Source organism: Saccharothrix sp. NRRL B-16348, from assembly GCF_001280085.1.
Taxonomy (GTDB): domain Bacteria; phylum Actinomycetota; class Actinomycetes; order Mycobacteriales; family Pseudonocardiaceae; genus Actinosynnema.
On record NZ_LGED01000246.1, the window covers coordinates 22,792 to 39,314 of the forward strand.

The 16,523-nt window shown below is 65.0% G+C and carries 14 protein-coding genes and 2 pseudogenes; 8 read left to right on the top strand and 8 right to left on the bottom strand.

Annotated elements, in window-relative coordinates:
• Positions 1-733 precede the first annotated feature (733 nt).
• Both ADK67_RS40045 and ADK67_RS54905 read right to left on the bottom strand, forming a co-directional pair.
• A complete protein-coding gene (locus ADK67_RS40045; protein ID WP_053721813.1) occupies positions 734-1,255 on the bottom strand; it encodes a hypothetical protein in 522 nt (173 codons plus the stop codon).
• A gap of 35 nt (positions 1,256-1,290) precedes the next feature.
• The gene (locus tag ADK67_RS54905) at positions 1,291-2,088 is read right to left on the bottom strand and encodes a NucA/NucB deoxyribonuclease domain-containing protein (protein ID WP_197289844.1); all 798 of its coding nucleotides are present in this window, start codon (positions 2,086-2,088) and stop codon (positions 1,291-1,293) included.
• 175 nt (positions 2,089-2,263) lie between these two features.
• On the opposite strand from ADK67_RS54905, the gene ADK67_RS53060 reads away from it, so the two are divergent.
• The 6 genes and pseudogenes from ADK67_RS53060 (at position 2,264) to ADK67_RS40080 (ending at position 9,444) form a co-directional block, all read left to right on the top strand.
• Positions 2,264-2,515: a hypothetical protein gene (locus tag ADK67_RS53060; RefSeq protein WP_197289845.1), complete on the top strand. Its 252-nt coding sequence runs from the start codon at positions 2,264-2,266 to the stop codon at positions 2,513-2,515.
• A gap of 715 nt (positions 2,516-3,230) precedes the next feature.
• A pseudogene (locus ADK67_RS55525) lies at positions 3,231-3,359 on the top strand (transposase); the annotation flags it as partial.
• 166 nt (positions 3,360-3,525) lie between these two features.
• The gene (locus ADK67_RS40065) at positions 3,526-4,320 is read left to right on the top strand and encodes an IS3 family transposase (RefSeq protein WP_082404535.1); all 795 of its coding nucleotides are present in this window, start codon (positions 3,526-3,528) and stop codon (positions 4,318-4,320) included.
• Positions 4,248-5,606, top strand: a pseudogene (locus tag ADK67_RS40070) (IS30 family transposase). Before ADK67_RS40065 ends, ADK67_RS40070 begins: the two are co-directional and overlap by 73 nt.
• Positions 5,590-5,898, top strand: coding sequence for an integrase core domain-containing protein (locus ADK67_RS40075; protein WP_197289846.1), 309 nt, complete (start codon positions 5,590-5,592; stop codon positions 5,896-5,898). The pseudogene ADK67_RS40070 and the gene ADK67_RS40075 overlap by 17 nt, the downstream one beginning before the upstream one ends.
• Positions 5,899-6,126: 228 nt before the next feature.
• Positions 6,127-9,444: an NACHT domain-containing protein gene (locus ADK67_RS40080; RefSeq protein WP_442974237.1), complete on the top strand. Its 3,318-nt coding sequence runs from the start codon at positions 6,127-6,129 to the stop codon at positions 9,442-9,444.
• A 10-nt stretch (positions 9,445-9,454) separates the two neighbouring features.
• Here ADK67_RS40080 and ADK67_RS40085 read toward each other — a convergent pair whose 3' ends face one another.
• The 4 genes from ADK67_RS40085 to ADK67_RS40095 form a co-directional block, all read right to left on the bottom strand.
• On the bottom strand, positions 9,455-9,766 hold the full coding sequence (locus ADK67_RS40085; RefSeq protein ID WP_157621418.1) for a hypothetical protein: 312 nt from the start codon (positions 9,764-9,766) through the stop codon (positions 9,455-9,457).
• Positions 9,767-9,946: 180 nt separating this feature from the next.
• On the bottom strand, positions 9,947-11,002 hold the full coding sequence (locus ADK67_RS54255; protein WP_231648591.1) for an integrase core domain-containing protein: 1,056 nt from the start codon (positions 11,000-11,002) through the stop codon (positions 9,947-9,949).
• A 30-nt stretch (positions 11,003-11,032) separates the two neighbouring features.
• Positions 11,033-12,934, bottom strand: coding sequence for a hypothetical protein (locus ADK67_RS51705; RefSeq protein WP_157621420.1), 1,902 nt, complete (start codon positions 12,932-12,934; stop codon positions 11,033-11,035).
• Between the two features lie 301 nt (positions 12,935-13,235).
• Positions 13,236-14,231: an integrase gene (locus ADK67_RS40095; protein ID WP_231648592.1), complete on the bottom strand. Its 996-nt coding sequence runs from the start codon at positions 14,229-14,231 to the stop codon at positions 13,236-13,238.
• A gap of 434 nt (positions 14,232-14,665) precedes the next feature.
• Here ADK67_RS40095 and ADK67_RS55530 point away from each other — a divergent pair, with 434 nt between their 5' ends.
• Together ADK67_RS55530 and ADK67_RS40105 are read left to right on the top strand one after the other, a co-directional pair.
• Complete coding sequence (locus ADK67_RS55530) at positions 14,666-15,025, top strand: Hint domain-containing protein (protein ID WP_082404538.1); 360 nt, start codon at positions 14,666-14,668, stop codon at positions 15,023-15,025.
• 146 nt (positions 15,026-15,171) lie between these two features.
• A complete protein-coding gene (locus ADK67_RS40105) occupies positions 15,172-15,513 on the top strand; it encodes a hypothetical protein (protein WP_053721821.1) in 342 nt (113 codons plus the stop codon).
• A 457-nt stretch (positions 15,514-15,970) separates the two neighbouring features.
• On the opposite strand, the gene ADK67_RS40110 is transcribed toward ADK67_RS40105, so the two are convergent.
• Together ADK67_RS40110 and ADK67_RS53075 are read right to left on the bottom strand one after the other, a co-directional pair.
• Positions 15,971-16,234 (bottom strand): hypothetical protein, encoded by a 264-nt coding sequence (locus ADK67_RS40110; RefSeq protein WP_053721822.1) that lies wholly within the window; start codon positions 16,232-16,234, stop codon positions 15,971-15,973.
• Positions 16,235-16,523, bottom strand: a 289-nt coding sequence (locus tag ADK67_RS53075; protein WP_053715444.1) for a DUF6247 family protein, incomplete at its 5' end; no start/stop codon positions are given.

Genomic DNA, 16,523 nt, shown 5'->3' on the forward strand with positions numbered 1-16,523 from the left:
CGTTGGTCACGCTCAGATAGGCCAGTCGGAGTAGCATAGTCGGTCATCATGCCGTGTCAGCCGAGGACGCTGCGGACCTACAGTCGTACTCACGAGCACCTCGGCCCCTCACGCTACGCACGGCTTCAACCTGCATGGATGGAGTTATCGGCAGGCACAGCGTGGGAGCGGACACTGGGAGCAGAATGGGAGCCGCCGGACGCGTTCGACAGCATTGAATCGCATTCAACGGCACCCAATAGCTGCATTTTTCCTGCGGTAATTACATCTTCGCTGGTAGAGGCTTTGTTTCGGCTTCATTCACACCGAAGTGCTCTTCGAACTGCGCTCAACTGCGCCGAACGACGCGAAAACGCAGGTCAACGGCAGTGAACGGCATGGTGGTCGGACTGTGCTCCCGGGTGAGCACTTCTGCAACTCCGAAGTGCTCAGCTAGAGTTGTAACTGCTTCATTTCGGCGTTCGTTCGATTTCGTATTTCGTATGTGAGTTAGGCAGCTGAGGGGGCGTACTCGTTGATCAGGCGGTCGAGGACAGTTCGGCGACGTATCGAGGTTTAGCCCGGTTCTGCGATGGGTGTTCCGGTCGTGGTGGTGCGAGTTGGCGGGCTTGGTGAGGTCGGCGGTGGCTGTAGTGGGCCGCGTAGCGGTCCGGCACCGCCCGCAGGTGGTGTTCGTCGCCGTCGAGTTGATGCATCGTCCCGACGACCACTCGGTTGTGAGGGCGTTTGTCCGTCATGTCCGGGGTGACGAACGTCGTGATGCGCCGTAGGTGCTGGTGGTTTTGATCAGGGTGGTGCTGGGCTTGTGGGTGGTGGGCCAGAGTTGGATGAGGTAGTGCTCGACGGGGGCGAGGACGGCGAGGTCGACGGCGGTGTCGCGTCCGGTGGCGTAGACGCGCGCGTGGTAGTGACCTGGCTGGTTGGTGAGTGGTGCGCGTAGTGCGTCCGGGACGTCGGTCATGAGCGCTGTGATGTGGAGTCGGCCGGTGGGGGCGTGGACGGTGACTTCGGCGATGTCTTCCCACGGGTCGGGTTGTGGTGGTGGAGCGCTGGTGTGGCGCTCCACCACGAGTTCGACGGGTCCTGTGTGGATTCCGGTGGTGATGGCGAGGATGCCGGGGGCGGTGGTGGCGAGGCCGTTGTCGTGCCAGGTCAGGCGTCCGCCGTCTTCGGGGTAGGTGCCGTCGTCGAGGAGGAAGAACTGGTGGTGGCTGACGGGCACTGTGCCGTGGTGGCGGGCGTCTGGTTGGGTCACGCGGTGTCCTCGCTTACCGGGCCGGGGTTGGTTGGTCAGTCGATCTGGACGTGGAAGGGGTCGGAGTTGACGATGCGATTGTCGCGGTAGAAGGCGTTGAGTTCACGCCCGCCCTGTTCGTTGTCGTTCTCGTCGATCATCCTGGCGGAGTAGAGGCCGCCGGAGAGGTAGGCGCCCTGGTTGGTGGAGGCGAAGGGGTACTCGTCGCATTGGTGTCCCGGTGGGCGGGGCAGGCTGGACGGGCAGGCGATGCTGCGGTTCCGGTTGATCAGGGCGGCGTTGGTCTGGCGGGTGAGTGGTCGTCCGCTGGTGGGGGAGCCGGGTAGCCCGGCGGCCTGGGCGTCGCGGATGTGGGTGGCCAGTTCGCCGTTGGCGGCGGTGGTGTAGTGCAGGGTCGGGGTGTGCCGGGACAGTGCGCATCCGGCGGTGGCGTTGGGAGTGGAGGTGTCGCATCGCACCGCTTCGCTGGTGAAGGTCACCGGTGGGGAGGGGATGGATCCCATCTGGCCGAAGACGATGGTCCACCGGCTCTGCTCGGCCACGACCTGGCCGGTGGTGCCGGGCACGACGGCGGAGGTCATGGTCGACGTGCCGGAGGGGTTGTCCGACAGCAGTCGGAACGGGAAGTCGGCGGCGCTCACGGTGCACTCGACGGGGCAGGAGGCGGTGGCCTCGGGGATTACGCTGGCGATGTCGCCCCACCCACGCAGCCAGACGACCTGGATGTTGTGCTGCCAGGTCAGGGCGCGGGCGTCGGCGTGTACCGAGGTGATGGTGACGACCTCGACCTCGCCGACGAGGGTGCCTTCCGGGATGCGGTGGATGGCCACCACGCCGAATTCCTGACGGCATCCGGTGAATCGGTCGATGACCCAGGTCAGTTCCGGCATCGGTTCCAGGCAACGGTCGGGCACCGTCGCCGCGGCCGTCTCACGGGCGTGCGGGCTCAGGTCTCGCGGCTGGGCGGGGCGGACGCATAAGGCGTGTTCCTTGCCCTGAGCGGCCAGGGTGTCCAGGCTGGCGCGTACCTCGTCGCAGCTGTTCCGCATCGCCGGTGTTGTGACCACCGACGTCCTCGCGGGGAGCGAGGTGCGCTCGGCGGAGGCTGCGGCGGTCGCGGTCAGCGGTGCGGTGATCTGCGACGCCAAGGTGATCACGATGGCCGACAGTGCCACCGACCACCGCCTCGCGTGCGACGGATCGGTGTGGCGCGGGACGGTGTCGGCCCAGTGTCCTGTCCAGGATCGCAACATCACGTAATCCCCTACGAAATCCGAGATCGACGATGAACACGGTTGATCCAGCCCTCGACACGGGAGACCCTGGGGAGTCGACGGAGAAGGTCATCGGATGCCGACATGGCCGCCACGGCAGATGCGGATCGGTGCACGCCCGCCGAAGTCGTGACGTCACGCGACTCGGTTGGCCGAGACGCATGGGGTGCTCAGGTGCCGAGCTGCTGGTTGGACCGTGGATGACGCTTCGGCTACCTGCGGGGGCCTGTCGCCCAGGTCGCCGTGCACCGTTGCCGATGCGACCGACAACACTGCGGTACCGGCCGGACGAGGTAGCCGGGCACATCGCCGCAGCGGCACGTCCGGCCTGTCCACGGGTACGGATCGGTGACTGGCATACGCGTTCAAGCCCCCGGTGCGCGTAGTGACTGATGATCACCGAGACGCCACTTTAGGTGTGGTGTGACGCTGGCGCCACAGAGTCGAGGAACTATCACACGAACGGAACAGCGGTCTTCGGAGATCGTCTCCAGAGCTTGGCTGCGGACTCGATCGCGATCACCTGTGTGCCTGCCGGCGGCTGTTCGGAGCGCTGGCAGTCATCCGTTCCAGGCCACGACACCCGTCGCGCCTATGAGCTGTGTTGTAGGGGAAACGGTGTGGAAGAGGACGTCTACCGGGAGTTGAGGTTGTCCCCTTGAACCGGACACCCTGATCCCAGACAGCGGTCTAGGGGAAGGATGTTCCCCGTGTCAGGCAAGTCGAAGTACCCCGAGCAGTTCCGCAAAGACGCCCTCGAGTTGGCCCGCTCCTCGGACCGGCCGTTGCGGCAGGTCGCCCGCGAACTGGGCGTGAACCACGAGACCCTGCGCAACTGGTCCGCACCGCCGAACAGGCGCAGGCCGGACCGGTCGACGCGGCGGCCGCGGTGGACCAGGAGGAGCTGCGGGCGCTGCGCAAACGCGTGGCCGAGCTCGAACTGGAGAAGGACATCCTGCGCAAGGCCGCCGCGTATTTTGCCAAGGAGATGGGTCGTTGACCCGCAGCTACCGGTTCATCTCCGAACACCGCGCCGTCTTCGGCGTCACCCGGCTGTGCAGGGTCCTGGGCGTGCGACGCCCCGGCTTCTACGAATGGCTCGCCGCCACGCCGACCCGGGCGGAGCGGGCCGAGGCGGACGAGCGTCTGGCCGCCGAGATCGGCGAGGTCCACGCCCGCCACCGGGGTGCCTACGGGCGTCCGCGGATCGTCGCCACGCTGCGCCGTCGTGGCCGTCGGGTGAACCACAAACGGGTCGGCCGGGTCATGCGCGAGCACGGCGTCGTCGGCCTCACCCGCAGACGACGCAGGTCACTGACCAGGCCCGATGCCGTCGCGGCGCCGGTGCCGGACCTGATCGGCCGCGACTTCACCGCCCCTGCGCCGGGAAGGCGGTTGGTCGGCGACATCAACTACCTGCCCACACGGGAGGGCTGGCTCTACCTGGCCACGGTCATCGACCTGCACAGCCGCGAGGTCATCGGGCACGCGATGGCCGACCACATGCGCGCCGACCTCGTCCGCGACGCCCTCAACCTCGCCGTCAAACGCGGCCTGATCAGCGACGACGCGATCTTCCACGCCGATCGCGGGTCGCAAGGTGAGTTCAACTGGTCGTCGCAACACTTCGATGACGGAGGTGTTGGATGGGATGGCCGAGGAAGCAGATGCCGCAGGCACCGAGCGGAGCTCGACGCCAGTGGGCTGCGGATAGGGCGATGCGGGCGCCGATGCGCTCACCCGGGCGGCCGGAGCCGTCGCGGGCGGTTCAGCGGGACTTCTGGCGCCTGATCGCCTCCGGGGTCACGACGGTCCAGGCCGCGGAGGGAGTCGGCGTGTCGTCGCCGGTGGGGATCCGTTGGTTTCGACACGCTGGCGGGATGACGCCGCTGAGCCTCGACGATCCCACCGGCCGGTACTTGTCGTTTGTCGAGAGGGAGGAGATCGCGCTGCTGAGGGCTCGGGACATGGGCGTTCGTGAGATCGCCCGCGTGATCGGCCGCGACCCTGGGACCGTGTCCCGTGAGCTGCGGCGCAATGCCGCGACCAGGGGTGGCAAGGCGGTCTATCGCGCCGTGGTGGCGCAGTGGAAGGCGCAGCAGGCGAAGCGCCCGAAAACGGCGAAGCTGGCGAGTGACGAGCGGTTGCGTGAGTACGTGCGGGACCGGCTCGCCGGCGATGTCCGTCGCCTGACGGCACGGTCGTCGCGGGCCCCGGGACGCCGCCGTGGAAGGGGTTGAACAAGCCCTATCGTCAAGACAGGCGCTGGTCGACGGCGTGGAGTCCGGAGCAGATCGCACATCGTCTGAGGGTCGACTTCCCCGATGATGAGTCCATGCGCATCAGCCACGAGGCGATCTACCAGTCCCTGTTCATTCAGGGGCGTGGCGCGCTCAAGCGTGAACTGGTCACGTGTCTGCGCACGGGCCGGGCGCTGCGAGAGCCGAGGGCCCGGTCGCGGAACAAGCCGCAGGGACACATCACCGCCGATGTCGTCCTCAGCGAACGCCCCGCCGAAGCTGCCGACCGCGCCGTCCCCGGTCACTGGGAGGGCGATCTGATCATCGGGTCGGGCCGCTCGGCGATCGGCACCATTGTCGAGCGCAGCAGCAGGTCCACGCTCCTGGTGCATCTGCCGCGGCTGGAGGGCTGGGGCGAGACGCCGCCCGTGAAGAACGGCCTGTCGCTCGGCGGCTACGGCGCCGTCGCGATGAACGCCGCCCTGACGGTTGTCGATGACGAAGCTGCCCGAGCAGCTCCGCAAGACCCTCACCTGGGACCGGGGGAAGGAACTGTCCGCGCACGCCCGGTTCGCTCTCGACACCGGCACGAGAGTGTTCTTCGCCGACCCCCACTCACCGTGGCAACGGCCGACGAACGAGAACACGAACGGGTTGCTGCGTCAGTACTTCCCCAAGGGCACCGACCTTTCGAGATGGTCCGCCGAGGACCTCGAAGCCGTCGCCCTGGCCCTGAACAACCGGCCCCGCAAAGTCCTCGGCTGGAAGACCCCCGCCGAGGTATTCAACGAGCAGCTACAGTTGCTCCAACAGCCCGGTGTTGCATCGACCGATTGAACTCGCCCAATACACCTCCGGACTCTTCAGCTCCGCGCTCGCCGGCCACGGCATCCGGCCGTCGGTGGGGCGGACCGGGTCGTGCTTCGACAACGCCGTCGCCGAGTCGTTCTTCGCCACCCTCAAGACCAAGATCGGCACCACCGTCTGGGACACCCGCGACGATGCTCGCAGGGACGCTTTCGCCTACATCGGCTACTACAACCACGACCGTCTACATTCGACACTCGACTACCACACCCCGCACGAAACCCGGATCGGCTACCGTCAAAGTCTTGCCCTCGTGGCATGAAATCCGGTGTCCGGTTCCCGGGGACAACCTCACTCTGGTTCGACACGTTGACTTGACAGGGACTGCCCATGGCTCGCGAGATGCCAGCTCGCCGTCCGACGTATTCCCATTCACCCGGCATACTGCGACGGTCAAGAACCGTAACGCGGCCAGTACCACTGCAAAACAGGAATACAATCTCTGCAACATCCGCTTACGTCACGGCTGAAGTACGGCTAGGCTCGGGATGTGCGCAAAAGTCTATCTTACCGTAGTGCGGTCAAGTTGCTGGGTAAGGACAGTAAGCTCGTTGACTTGGTAGACAAGGTCACCTCGGTCGCCGTGGTCGCCGCCGGACTCCCGCAGTTCCTGGGGGTAAGGGCAGAGTTGGTAAAGCTCGGCCGGGGTGCGTTGGAGCACGTTCAGGAGCGAGTTGACGGCGTCAGGAGGGTGGAACGCACGCAGCGCCTGGAGGCGGCGCACAGCGTACTGGTGGCGACTGCTTTCTTCGAGGCTCTTGAGGACGTAGTCCTGCCGTTTGACCTGACTGAGCTCGGCCTGGTCGAGAACGACCAAATGATGCTTCTCAACGCGCCCGGCGCGGCTCCGCGCCTGGACGCGGTGGTGGAGTCCTTATTCGCCGCTGAGCTACCGCTGCCTAGTCCGGCCAAGCCCTACGAGCAGGCCGTGCGGGAACTGCAGGAGCGCTACACCGTCATCGCGGTGTCGCTGGCGGACTTCATAACAGGTCTGTGGGTCTGGGACGGGTTGGACGACACCGCGCGGGCCAGAGCCAGGCACGCCCTGTGCACCTCGTTGCCCGAGCTGGCAGTGCGACGGTACGAGGTGCTGTACCGGAAGCTCGCCGCCGATTGCCCCGAGTTCTTCGTATGGGCGAACCTCCAGGGGCACGGCGCCACCCGCCGGCTGCTCGCGGAGCTGGAGCGCGTGCAGGCCGACCGGCTGGCCGGGTTGTACCGGCTGTTCGACGACCAGCGGACCGCGATTGCGGGTCTGGAAGCGTTCCTGCGGATGGTGACCGGCGGTCCGCCCGCCGACGAGTTCCGGAACCGGCTCGCCCGGACGCACGCCTCGGCCTTGACCCGGCCGGTGGCCGACACGGACGACATGCCCATCGACATGGTGATGCCGACCCTCGAGCAGGTCTATGTGCCGCCGCTGTTCCGCGTCGCTGAGGTCGGCAAGGGCGACGATCCGAGCGTCGACGCCTGGTGGGAGACCAAGCCGATGCAAAACGACCCGAGAGCGTTCCTCGCCGCGCACCTCACTTCCTCGCATGCGACCGCCGCGCCCCTGGTGGTACTCGGCCAACCGGGCTCCGGTAAGTCCGCGCTGACCAAGATCCTCGCTGCGCTCCTGCCGGGCGAGGATTTCATGGCGATCCGGGTCGTCCTGCGAGAGGCTCCAGCCGAGGCCGACCTCCAGGAACAAATCGAGCACGCCATCACCGCCGCGACCGGGGAGCGACTGGGGTGGCGGCAGTTCACCGCTGCGGCTGGGAACGTGGTGCCTGTGGTGTTGCTGGATGGCTTCGACGAACTGCTTCAGGCCACCGGGATCAACCGCTCCGACTACCTTTCGCGCATTCGGGAGTTCCAGCACCGCGAAGCCGATCTTGGGTGCCCGGTCGTCGTGCTGGTCACCACCCGCAGCGCGGTCGCGAACCGGGCCAGGTTCCCGGAGGGCGCGCTCGCGCTGCGGCTGGAGGCGTTCGGCAAGGGGCAGATCGAACGGTGGCTGGAGGTGTGGAACCGGGTGAACCGGCGGTACTTCGTTTCCCGCGGCTTGCGGCCGCTCGCCATGGAGCATGTGCTGCGCACCCCCGCGCTCGCGGGCCAGCCGCTGCTGTTGCTGCTGCTCGCGCTGTATGACGCGGCGGAGAATGAGTTGCAGCACCTGCGCGGCGAGTTGGTCAGGGCTGACCTTTACGAACGCCTGCTCACCCGGTTCACCCAGCGCGAGGTGCTCAAGAACGGCGAGACGCTGCCCGTCGAGGACGTGCGACGTGCGGTTGAGCGGGAGCTGCAGCACCTGGCCGTGATCGCGTTCGCGATGTTCAATCGGGGCACCCAGTGGATCGAGGAGTCTGCCTTGAATGAGGACTTCGCGGCGCTGCGCCTGTCGGTCGTGCCGGTGCGCGAGAACTCGGTGCGGGCCCCACTGACCGCCGCCCAGCAGGCGGTGGGGCGGTTCTTCTTCCTCCACGTCGCCCGCGCGGCGCGCGAGGGCATGGCGTTGCGTACCTACGAGTTCCTGCACGCCACCTTCGGGGAGTACTTGGTGGCCCGGACTGTGCACCGCGAACTGCGCCGGCTGGTGGCCTTGGACGAAGCCGCTGGCCGGTACCGGGCGGCCGGGCCCGAAGACGGCATGCGCCTCGACGATGGGTGGCTGCACGCCCTGCTGTCATTCGTGCCGCTGACCGAGCGCGCCGCCGTCACGGGCTTCCTCGTGGAACTGTTGGCGGACTGGGACGAGAGGTCGTCCTGCCGGGCGGTGGTACTGCGGCTATTCCGGGCTTCCGGATTGGCGCGGACGAACCAGTCATACAGCGCGTATGAACCGCGACCGATCCCGGTGGCCCACCGGATCGGTGCCTACAGCGCCAACCTCGTGGTACTGGCCGCGGTGCTCGGGGACGGGGTGCACGCGAGCGAGCTGTTCCAGGTGGACGACCCGGTGCGCGCGTGGCACCAGCAGGCGCTGCTGTGGCGGTCGCAGTTCTCGCCGGAGGAGTGGTCGAGCCTGGTGCACGCCTTCCACGTATGGCGCGAGCATGGGGCGGATGTGCTGTTCATCCTGGGAGAAGGAAGCTCCCCACCGGCAGTGGTGCTGGGGTGGCGCGGCAGCACACCAGATATCACCCAGGTCATGCGGCAGAACTACTTCCTCTGCGGTCCTGGCGAAGACCTGGTCAACCACGTCCTGGAGCCTGCGGTCGGCAAGCTCCTGCCCGCGTTCCGTACGTGGGAGACCGACGAGAAGGGCCGCGTGCAGCTGGATTTCAGGTCGTTGCTGAGCCTCTGGTTGGACTCGCCGACCGCGCACAGGGTAGCCCAGCTTCAGTTCCTCGACCCCGGACCAGGGGACCGCGTTGACGCGCTCCAGACCTGGGAAGCGCTGCTCCGGGTGCTGCTCCAGAACCAGGACACCGACCACGTGGTGCTTCTCCGCGCGGCTGCGGCATTCCCCGCAGCGCCTTCGGCGGTGCACTGCGCCGTGCGGGCGCTGCGCCACGACAACAGTCTCAACACCGCTGCGTTGCGCCTGCTTGCAATGACGCTTCGCAGCCTTGACCTGAAGCAGATCAGCGCACAGGCGACCGTCCTGACTGCGTGGACGCGGGTGGTCGAACTCGACCTGCTGTCCGAGGCCGTGCTATTAGTACCGCTGTTCGGCAACTCGATCGACTTTCTCGTCGACACGATTGACCTGGACCTGGTTTACAACTGGGACCGAGGCTTGGCGAACCGGGCGCACTGGGCCGCGGCGGCCCTGGGCATCGATGACCAAGTCCGGTGGCCTCCGTACGAAGACGACGCATAGAAATGCTTCTCTACCCCTGTTCCTCGGCGGTGGCGCCGAGGACACGGCTCCGTCGGCTGGTGTGTTCGATGACCGCGAGTACGTACAGGCGGGCACCGTTCACCGTGTGGGTCTCGAAGAAGCCGCATGCCGGTAGTGCGTCGGCCTGGGAGCGGAGGAAGGCCGGCCAGGTCGTCGAGGCGCGCTCAGGTGCTGGATCGATTCCTGCGTCTTTGAGGATCTGCCAGACGGTGGAGGCTGCGATCTTGAGGCCGAGGACGAGGAGTTCGCCGTGGATGCGGCGGTAGCCCCGGGCGGGATTCTGGCGCGCCAGACGCAGCACCGGGAGCCGGACGGAGCGGATGGTCCGTGGTCGGCCGGGCCGATTGGGTCAGGACCTGACAGCGTGGCGGCGCACGAGGACGTCGCGGTGCCATCGCAGCACTGTGTCCGGCCGGACCAGCAGTCGGAGCCGATGAAGCGTGTGGGGTGCCAAAAGTCGGCCAAGCGGTCTGAACTGCGCTTATGCTGCTGTGGGTTCGTACTCGTTGATCAGGCCGCCGAGGACTGGTCGGCGGCGTATCGAGGTCCGGTTGGGCTCTGTGGTCGGGTGGTCCGGCCGTGGTGGTGTGAGTTGAAGGGCTTGGTGTGGTCGACGGTGGTTGTAGTGGGTCACATACCGGTCGAGCACTGATCTCAGGTGGTGTTCGTTGATGACGAGCAGTCGGTCGGTGACTTCGCGTCTGACGGTGCCGACGAACCGTTCGGCGTAGGCGTTGGCTCGCGGACATCGCGGTGGGATTTTCACGACTTCGATGCCGGCGTCGGCGAGGACGGCGTCGAACGAGGTGGTGAACTGGCCTGCCCGGTCTCGCACCAGGAACCGGAAGTCGTCTGCCCGGCCGCGGAGATCCATGAGTAGGTTGCGGGCTTGTTGCGTGGTCCAGGGGCCGTCCGGATTCGTGGTGGTGCCGAGGATGTGCACGTAGCGGGTGGCGACCTCCATCACGAAGAACACGTAGACCCGTTTGAGCGTCAGGGCGCAGTCGACGTGGAAGAAGTCGCAGGCCAGCATGCTTCCGGCCTGGCTGCGGAGGAACTGTCGCCAGGAGGGGTCGGTGTCACGCTGACGCGCGGGCGGCACCCGGCGGCGCTTGAGCACGCGGCGCACGGTCGAGGCGGCTACGCGGTGGCCGAGCTTGAGCAGCTCACCCTGAATCCGGCGGTAGCCCCAACCAGTGTTCTCGTGGGCCATACGCTCGATCAACGCCGCGATGATGTCGTCGACCGGTGGGCGGCCTGTGCGCTGGGGGTAGGTCCACTTTCTCGCGACCAGGCGTCGGTGCCATCGCAGGACGGTGCCCGGCGTCACCAACTGGCGTTGCCGTAGCCAGTCGGGCAGGCGTCGCACCAACACGGCGAGCACAGCGCGGTCGGCCCAGTTCCACCGCGGGCGAGGGTTGGCCCGGCGCAGCACGGTGACCTCATGTCGCAGCACCAGCAACTCCGCGTCCTTGGCCGCCGATGACCGGCCGAGCAGAACCAACCAGCCGACGACCTGGGCGAAGATCAGGTACAACAGTACCCTCTGGTCACTGTGTGCCACCTCTCACAATTCACGCTTGAATGCCTTGCCGAGCCCTGTCACCAAGCATATAGCGAGAACCCAGCCAAGAACCGTAAGTGCCGTAGAGATAATTAGTGCCGCGCCTTGCGGAATCCAGAAATCGCGCTGTTTCAAATTCACCACCGGGAGCACCAAGTCCAGCGTATAGACCAACGGCTGAAATTTGACGCCAGGGCCGAGAGACTGAATTGGCACAAATCGACCAATACCGAGAATGCCGAACAATATCCATCCGAGAAGGACCAGCGCGGCCATCCATACCAGCACACGAAGAGGTCGATATCCATACCCGACCGTAACTCCCAAGATCTTCGTCAGCGCGCGACGAAGCAAGTTGTCACTGTCACTGTAATGGCTACGTGCTTCCTCGCCAGCGATCAGAACTTTCTTTGCTGAGCCATATTGACCCAACGACTCATACACCGACGCCAACTGCATGTAGATTTGCGGCCTTGGCTCCGGGTTACGCTTTAGCCACTTGACTCTTTCCTTGACATCCGGCTTCTTGTCTGCGATAGCGCCGTACACAAATTCGTCAAGCCGTACCCTTGCGGGCCACTTCGATTCTCTGTCGTCAAGGTGAGCCACCTTCACCTGGTATAGGTCAATTCCGCCGACCGGCGTCCCTCCGAATTTCATTCGCAACGGTCCCGCAACTACCGTCCCCTTCAATGTCAATGCATCTTCAACGTCACCTATGCTAGTGTTGACGAAGGACAGCTGACCCGCTATTCGGGCGCTGTACATTCTAATTCTCCCTTGCGCGTTACATCTATCAAAGATCGCATCCTGATCGACCTTCATCCGATCGCATTGAAGAGCATCGAGTGCGTTCGTCAACTGCGCGTTACTGAAGTTTACATTGCCTTTTATGTGCGCCCCGGTAAGGTCAACCGCACCCTCCGCGACAAGTCCCTCAAATTCAGCGTCACGTTCCACTACGACGCCGGTCGCAGCGATTGCGGTTGCGTTCGGATTCTCGAAGTGCCCGCCTTTGCACCGTATGCTTCCCAGGAGTACCGCTCCGGACAGAACAATTCTGCCGTAGGCCACAAAACCGTTGCAAAATTCAACGTTTTGCGATATGCGAGCACGAGCCAGGTCAAGGGCGGTGCGGCCACGGTTGATGAAGATGCCGCCCGTGAAGACCGCCCGCCCGCCGATCGCGCAACCAGTAAAGTCAACTTCACCGTCAACTTTGCAGCCGTCGTGCATCAAAAGATCCTCACCAACACATAGGCTGGCCGCCTCGATGGCCCTACGTCCAGGGTTGTTGAAGGCCCCACCTTCGAAACTCAATTGACCGCCGACACGAACGCCGACCATGCGCACTGCACCATCGGCCACGAAACCCTTTGCGCATGCCATGTCTTGACCAATTACTGCTCCATCTACACAAAGAGCCTCATCTTCGTGGTTCACCAAGGAAATTCCAGTAAATCTGAGTTGGCCACCGATATGTGCGCCAATGAAGTCCACTCTGCCCGAACTCGCACCCCTTTTAACCTCGACGCTAGTCCTCGTGGTCAACTGGGCGCACCGCAAACCGGGGAAGCGGCAATCCGTGAGATACAAGGCGTCAATCCTCGCCTGCTCAAGATTCGGCCTCACATCGAAATCGCAGTTAATGAACTCAACAGGGTATGTGACTGTTCCCGCTTCAAGATCCAAAACGCCGGAGATGGGCGCGTTGCTGAGTTCCAGCAACCTGGGGACGCCGTCCTCCCCGTCCTCCCCGTCTTCCCCCTCTTCCGAGCCCTTCAGCAAGATTGAACTGAGATAATTACCCCGGATGGGTCGGCCGTCCGCGTCGAAAGCTACCCGTCCGCCAACAGCGACGGCAGCCTGCAACTTGCGTTCCACTGGTGTAGGCTCGAAGTCCATGATCACACCTCGCGGGTAATCGCCGTGTCTCGGTAAGTCGTTCAGTAGGCCGCAGCGTTACATGCAGCCCTACTCGTTCACCCGAACGAGTCTTCGGACACTCGATGTCGAAGGTGGCGTGGTTTGCTCTCGCCGAGCTGCCCGTTAGGCCCGTGACATGTCCCGCAACGCCGTGCCTACTGGCCGAACGTTGATCCGGTGATCCGTCCGGTGGGATGACGGGCAAGGTTTGGCACTCGCATGTCGTGCGGGGGGTGGTCGCGGGTCGCCGCCCGAAGATATTCGTGTGCCGCTCGAAAAGTCATCGCTGCTGGTCAAGCGACGTGTCTGTACTCGTTGATGAGTCCGCCGAGGATGCGGGTGCGGCGCACTCTGCGGGTGTCGAGGTCGTGTACTGCGGCGGGGTGCTGTAGGGCTCCGGGTGGTAGTTGGTGGCGGGCCTGATGGTGCCGATGACCTGTTCGCAGTGGGCGTTCATCCAGGGCGCCTGCGGCGCGCTCTTGATCACGTGCAGGTCGTCGGCCTGGAAGACGGTGTCGAACGTCTGGCTGTACTTGCCGTCGCAGTCCCGGAGAAGGAAGCGGAGCGACTGCTTCCGGTGTCCGAGGTCGTCGGCGAGGTTCCTGGCCTGCTGTGTAGTCCATGCCTGGGTGGGGTGGGCGGTGACGCCGGTGATGTGCAGGCGTCGGGTGCCGTGTTCGAGGAAGGCCAGTGCGTACAGACGTGTGCCGAGCACGGTGTCGAGGTGGAGGAAGTCAGCCGCGATGATGCCCTGGGCCTGGGCGGTGAGGAACTGTCGCCAGGTCGGGCCGCAACGGCGTGGTGCCGGGTCGATGCCGGCGTCGTGCAGGATCCGCCAGACCGTCGAGGGTGCGATGTGGTGGCCGAGTCGGGCCAGCTCACCCTGGATTCGCCGATGACCCCATCGCGGGTTCTCCCGGGCGAGCCGCAGCACGAGCGATCTGATCGCCGCTCGTGTCGGTGGGCGTCCGGTGCGTCGATGCGCGGAGTAGGCCCACTTGCGGGCTATGAGTTTGCGGTGCCAGGCGAGCAGGGTGCCCGGCGTGACCGGGAAGACCTCCCGCCACCGACGGCGATCCACCAGCCCGGCCAGAGCGGCGAACCAGAGCCGGTCCGCGGGTTCGTAGCGGACCGGACCCGCCAGTTGCCGACGAAGGACCGCGTTCTCGTGTCGAAGGACGAGCAGCTCGGCGTCCTTCGCCGCCTCGCTGCGCAGCAGCACCGACGGGATGGACAGCAACCTGCGGGTCACCTTGTACAGCAGCGACACGATCACCCCTAAATGGTCCCAACGCGGCTACATCCCGCTCTGCCAGCGGCGATGATTTTTCGAGCGGCACAGGACCTGGTGAACTGCGGAATCCACTTCGCTCACGGAGAAAACGGGGACGCTGCGATGTCCTGCGGCGCAGCCGTCCCCTTCGCCGGCTGGATCATGGCTGGTGCGAAGATGGCCAAGAACGGTGGCAAACTCGCCGAAGCTGCGCAGAAGGCGGGCAAGTGCGTCAACAGCTTCACCGGCGATACGCCGGTCCTGATGGCGGACGGCTCGACCAAGCGCATCGACCAGATCAAAGTCGATGATGAGGTCGCGAACAGCGAGCCGGACAGTGAGCGGGTTGAGTCGCACGTAGTCCTCGCAGTCATCGTCACCGATGCCGACAAGGACTACGTCGACCTGACCATCACCACCCCCGACGGTCCGAAACGATCAAGGCGACTGCGCACCACCCGTTCTACAACGAGACGGCTGGCGTATGGGCGAATGCAGCTGACCTCGGAACAGGCACCCTGCTCGCCACCCCAGGTAACGGTCGAGCATCCATCACCGCCATCCGGCACTACAAGGCCGAGGGGCGCACCTACAACCTGACAGTCGAGTCTGTCCACACGTACTATGTGGTGGCAGGGCAGACGCCGGTCCTCGTTCACAACAGCGATGGATCGTGTGGTGTCTTGCAGGCCGAGTTCGACACTTTGCCGAAGGGGAAGCAGGGGCACGTTCGGGAGATGCCCGATGGGCAGACTATGCGGGATGCCTTCGAGCGCTGGACCGCTGGGGCTGAGTAACTCCCGGCGCGTGGTCCGAAAACCCCCGAGGTGTATCGACTCGAAGACGGCACCGTGATCCAGTGGAGAACGGCGTCTGCTTCCGGTGGAGCAACCATCGATATCCAGCCTGGTAGTGGTGGAAAGCCGTTGAAGGTTCACTTGCCATGATTGAGAAACGAATCTTCGCTGACGTACTGATCGAAGGGTTGGAAGATTGGGTTCCGATCGATCAGCTCATTTGGGCGGCGCGAGAAGAGTCGAATGGTCGTCCGTGGAAGGAATCCTTCACCGAACTGGTGCACTTCCTGCTCGAACACGATTTGATCCAGATTGGTGAACTTGCGGCAGAGGGGTTTTCGCCGTGGAAGGGGACGGCTGGTGAAGTTGTCCAGTTGGTGCTCGATGACCTTGAGCGCCTCTCCTGGGAACCCAAGCTGGGCAGTCGCGCCTGGATCGCCAATACGGAAGCAGGAAATGAAGTCGCACGGTCGCTGACTGACTATTAGGAGCTGTTTGAGGTTCGGATCTAGGTAGGCACGATGGTGTGCTGGTAGGGCTGGTAGAACACGGGTGTGGCGCGTTTTGATCTGACCGATGCCGAGTAGGCGTTGATCGAGCCGCATGTGCCGGTGGCTGCCACCGGGCCGTTGCCGCGGCGGGTGCGGGAGCAGTTCAACCCATGCCGCCGCCACCGTCCGCCACGCCCTGGAGCACCAGCGCCGACAGCCCGGAAACACCTGTGGGGTCTCAAAAGTCGGCCACGCGGTCTGACCTGCGCTTACGCCGCGATGGGGTTCGTACTCGTTGATGAGGCCGTCGAGAACTGGTCGGCGGCAGCCGATGACTTGTCGAGCGGTGCAGTGCAATTCGATGTGAGTCGACTCTATAATTTCAGTGTTGATTGAACTACACTACGGTTGCCAGGCACCGAGAGCGCGATCTCGAACCTTTGTGGGGCGGTGGTCAGCCGAGGTCTTCGAGCCAGAGGACGCGTTCGATGACGATGCGTTTCTGTTGTTCGAGGATGAGGTAGATGATGAGGCCGTTGCCGTGCCCGTAGACGAGTTGGCGCAGGGCGCCGGCGGGGTTGGCGCGGTGGTAGGGCTCGCCGTGCCAGGGTTCGTGGGTCAGCAGGGTCATGGCCTCGGCCAGCGGTTCGTCGGCCTCTGCCGGCAGTGCGTGGATCTGGTCCCAGACGTCGTCGGGGAGTTGGATCTGGTAGGTCACCTATCGGCCGCCGCGCTCCGTCTGCAGTTCGTCCCAGGTGCGCAGTCGTCCGGGTGTCTGGCCGGTGGTGCGGGTCTGGTCGATGCGGCCGAGCATTCGCCGGTGTGCGGCGGGGTCGTGCCGGGTGACGGTGGCGATGCGCCACCACTGCTCGATTACGCTGCGGACCGGTTCGAGGCTGGACTCGGCCGCGGCCTGGCCCAGGGCGTGGCGGCAGTCGGCGTCGAAGGCGTCGCGTTCCTCGGGCAGCAGTGCGGCGCGGATCGCCTCGGGGGTCTTCTCGACCTCC